The following is a 4,304-nucleotide window of genomic DNA, read 5'->3' on the forward strand; positions in this document are numbered from 1 at the left end:
TATTATACCAGATCTTGTTTATATTTAGAATGAAATAGCCCTGATTTCCCCTGTAACGCTGAAGGGAATACAGTGTATGTCTACGATCCAGAAGATCACGACAAACTGCTAACAACCTTTGAATTCCCCCGTCAACGGGGAGGAAAACGTCTTTGTATTGCGGATTTCTATGCCACTAAAGAATCAGGTCAAATCGATGTCTTCCCCATGCAAATTGTAACAGCAGGTGAAATAGGAACCACCCATGCACAGAAGCTATTTGAAGCGGATAATTATCTTGACTACCACTATTATCATGGTGTGGCGATGCAGATGGCAGACGCCATAGCGGACTGGTTGCACGCTAGAATCCGTAAGGAGTTAGGATTTGGGTCAGAAGAGCCTGATACTATAACCGATATAATGCGCCAACGCTATCGAGGATCTCGTTATAGTTTCGGTTATCCTGCTTGTCCTAATATGGCAGATCAATTCAAACAAATGGATTTACTTGATACCTCTCGCATTGATGTGTACATGAATGAAAGTGAGCATCTACTTCCTGAACAGTCTACCACAGCATTCGTTGCTCATCATCCTGTAGCAAAATACTTTAATACTTAGTTGATTAGATAAATAAGTTGATGATGGTGGGTTAATTACAACCTTTTTTTGTCTCACCTGTAGACGTAAAGTTGGTAGATAAATTTTCGACAATAAATAATATATAGCGGTTTTCATTTGAATGGAATACCAATTCATGTGATAAAATTCTGGCGCACAGGGATTTCCATTTTACTCATCTTGTATTGAGTTAAAGTGAAAACCGCTATAGCATCAAAAATGATAATTTACAAAGACTTAATTTGTGTATGCAAAATTTGCTAAGCTTACCTAAACTATTCAAATTACAAGCACAAAAAACGCCAGATAAAATTGCGATTGTAGATGGAAAAAATTCAATTACCTATCAAAAATTAGATCGGTTGACAGATAACTTAGCGGGTTACCTTCAAAAACAAGGAGTAACTTCAAATCAACCCGTTGGAGTTTTACTGGAAAAATCCCAAGACTTTATTATTGCTTGTCTAGCTATTATGAAAGCTGGGGGAGTATTTATGCCCCTAGAATTAAAGTATCCTGATGCTTTGCTTGCCAAAATGCTAGCAGATGCTAAACCTAGTTTAATTATTACCAAAAGTACATATACAAAAAAAGTAAGCAGTAAAATTGATATAAAAAAATTACTTATAGATAGGGAAACTAATTGGAAATTACCCGCCACATTAGATTTAGAACTACCGTCAATAGCTCCTGAAAATATCGCTAATATAATATACTCATCGGGAAGTACAGGAGAACCAAAAGGCATAATATTAACCCATAAAGCGATTATTACTGGGGAATTAAGGCGAGAGCAAGTAAGTCCCAGTAAATCAGGATATCCTATAACCTATTTATTATTTCCATGGGAAATATATAGACCTTGGATGAAAGGTGCAACTCTATATATTGTTCCTGATGAAATAATTTACGATCATGAGCGATTTTTAGATTTCATATTTCAAAATAAAATAAATGAAATCACCATATCTCCTTCCTTAATACAAAGTATTTTGAATACAGTTAAAATCGAAACTATTACTGCCAAAATATCAGGATTGGAAGTTGTTTGGGTAACCGGAGAAGCACTAACACAACAACTAAAATATCAATTGATAGATAGACTACCATCTGCTCGCTTACTTAATTATTATGGAATAAATGAATGTTTTACCGTTGCTATTGATAACCTGCGATAAAGTGAAGATTTACCATCAGGATTCTGTGCTGTCGGCACTCCTTTTGAGGAGGATGAAATAATTTTATTAGATGAGAATGGGCAGCAAGTTACTCCAGGAAACGAAGGGGAAATGTATATCCGTAGTCCCTGTATGTTTCGAGAATATTTGAATAAACCCAAGCTGACTGCTGATAGTTTTGTTGACATTAACGGTTATCGCTTTTTTAGAACAGGAGATTTAGCAGCTATTTTACCCAACGGCAAACTAGAAATTAGGGGTCGTTGTAATTATATGGTCAATCTGCGGGGATATAATGTATCCTTAGCTGGGATTGAAAACACCTTATTAGAACATCCGGAAATAAAAAGCTGTGTAGTTATTATTCAAGGAAAAGAAGAAGCAGAAAAGAAACTGATAGCCTATTTCGTACCTCAGAAACAAAGCACTGAACCCCAGCAGATTAGGGAGCTAAAATTAAGGTTACGTCATCATTTACAAGACCATTTACTTGCTCACATGATTCCATCGGTGTTTGTGGTAATCGATAAAATTCCCATGACACCGATGGGTAAGTTGGATCGTCGCCAACTCCCAAGTATAGACCATTCTCGCCCAGAATTGGCAGTACCTTTAGTCAAATCCCAATCGGATACACAGAAAGGTATTGCTCAGATTTGGCAAGAAGTACTTCAGTTAGAAGAAGTAGGAATTAATGATAATTTCTTCGATTTAGGTGGTAATTCTTTACTGCTGATCAGGGTTCACAAAAACCTGAGCAAAATCTTGGCAATACATCTACCTGTAACAACACTGTTTGAACACCCAACCATCGCTACTCTGGCTCAATATTTGGAACAAGAACAGGTAGGAAAAACAGCGGTTAAGCGCTACGAAAAAAGAAATAAATCCATCCAGCATGGCTCTGATATAGCCATAGTTGGTATGTCTTGTCGGTTTCCTGGGGCAAACAATACCGATGCTTTCTGGAACAATTTACGAGATGGAGTCGAATCAATTTCCTTCTTTAGCGATCGCGAAATTGAGCTAGAAGATCCCAACTGGATCGAACACCCCAATTATGTGAAAGCTAGTCCTATCTTGCCAGATATTGACCTATTTGATGCTGAGTTCTTCGGCTACAGCGATAAAGAAGCTGAACTAATGGACCCCCAACATCGGCTTTTCCTGGAATGTGCTTGGGAAGCACTGGAAATTGCTGGTTATAATCCTGGAAATTATCCAGGTTCGGTGGGAGTTTATGGGGGTTCGAGTCCCAGTACCTACCTAATTAACAATATATCTCATAGCTTAGGCTCTTCTCAGACAAGTCCTTTGCTTACCCATTGTCTATTTAGGGGGACTAAAGATGTGCATACCGACCTAGGCAATGGGGGAGATTACTTACCCATGCGGGTCTCCTACAAATTGAACCTAAAAGGGCCTAGTGTTAATGTTCAAACTGCTTGTTCCACCTCACTAGTTGCGGTTCACTTAGCTTGTCAGAGTTTACGCAGTGGTGAATCTGACTTAGCACTAGCTGGGGGGGTTTCGATCTTCGTTCCTCAAAAGACTGGTTATTTATACCAAGAAGGCATGATGTTGTCTCCCGATGGTCACTGTCGTGCTTTTGATGCTGAAGGTCAAGGAACTTTATTTGGTAGTGGAGTTGGCATAGTTGTCTTGAAGCGATTAGAGGAAGCGATCGCTGATGGAGACCATGTATATGCCACGATCAAAGGGTCAGCAATTAATAATGATGGGGCGGTTAAAGTTAGCTACACAGCTCCTAGCATAGAAGGACAGATAGCAGCCATTTCCGAAGCACTGGCTATGGCTAACATAGATCCTAGGACGGTGAGTTATGTCGAAACCCATGGAACTGGGACACCCCTGGGAGATCCAATTGAGATTGCAGCACTGACAAAAGCGTTTCGACAAAGTACGAACAGCCAGGACAATAATTTTTGCGCGATTGGATCGGTGAAAACTAATATCGGGCATCTCGATGTCACCGCAGGGATAGCAGGTCTAATTAAAACAGTGCTGGCACTCCACAATAAAGCCATTCCGCCAAGCTTGCACTTTAAAGAACCCAATCCCAACATAGATTTCCCCAATAGTCCGTTTTACGTTAATACAGCCCTCACCCCATGGGAACCAAAGGTCACCCCTCTCCGTGCTGGAGTCAGTTCCTTTGGTATGGGTGGAACCAATGCTCATGTTGTTCTAGAGGAAGCCCCGAAACAAGTTGAAAGGCGATCCCCCCTAACCCCCCTTAATCAAGGGGGCAACAGCGAAGCCTCCCATGGCTTCCCCCTTGCTAAGGGGGGCATAAGCGAAGCCTCCCATGGCTTCCCCCTCCTTAATAAGGGGGGCAACAGCGAAGCCTCCCATGGCTTCCCCCTCCTTAATAAGCTATCCATTAGGCAAAAGTAGTCGAAACAGTGATAGAGACTAGGATTTAGGCAAGGATTGGGAGAGGAGTGGTGAGAGCCATTATTAAACTAACAGGGATTTCCCAAGACTGCGGTCGCAAAATCA

General features: G+C 40.6%; 2 protein-coding genes and 1 pseudogene. All 3 read left to right on the forward strand.

The annotated features are described in order from the left end of the window. Positions 1-45 precede the first annotated feature (45 nt). Positions 46-603: pseudogene (locus F6K49_RS36125) on the forward strand (vitamin B12 dependent-methionine synthase activation domain-containing protein); the annotation flags it as partial. A gap of 248 nt (positions 604-851) precedes the next feature. Further along, positions 852-1,781: an AMP-binding protein gene (locus tag F6K49_RS53775; protein ID WP_366514267.1), complete on the forward strand. Its 930-nt coding sequence runs from the start codon at positions 852-854 to the stop codon at positions 1,779-1,781. Positions 1,782-1,892: 111 nt separating this feature from the next. Then, a complete protein-coding gene (locus tag F6K49_RS53780) occupies positions 1,893-4,199 on the forward strand; it encodes a beta-ketoacyl synthase N-terminal-like domain-containing protein (protein ID WP_366514268.1) in 2,307 nt (768 codons plus the stop codon). Positions 4,200-4,304: the final 105 nt, after the last annotated feature.

The organism is Moorena sp. SIO3I6, from assembly GCF_010672095.1.

What these genes read in the sequence shown, in the direction of transcription:
- F6K49_RS53780 (WP_366514268.1), top strand. Translation starts at nt 1,893, where the DNA reads ATGTATATCCGTAGTCCCTGTATGTTTCGAGAATATTTGAATAAACCC.
- F6K49_RS53775 (WP_366514267.1), top strand. Translation starts at nt 852, where the DNA reads ATGCAAAATTTGCTAAGCTTACCTAAACTATTCAAATTACAAGCACAA.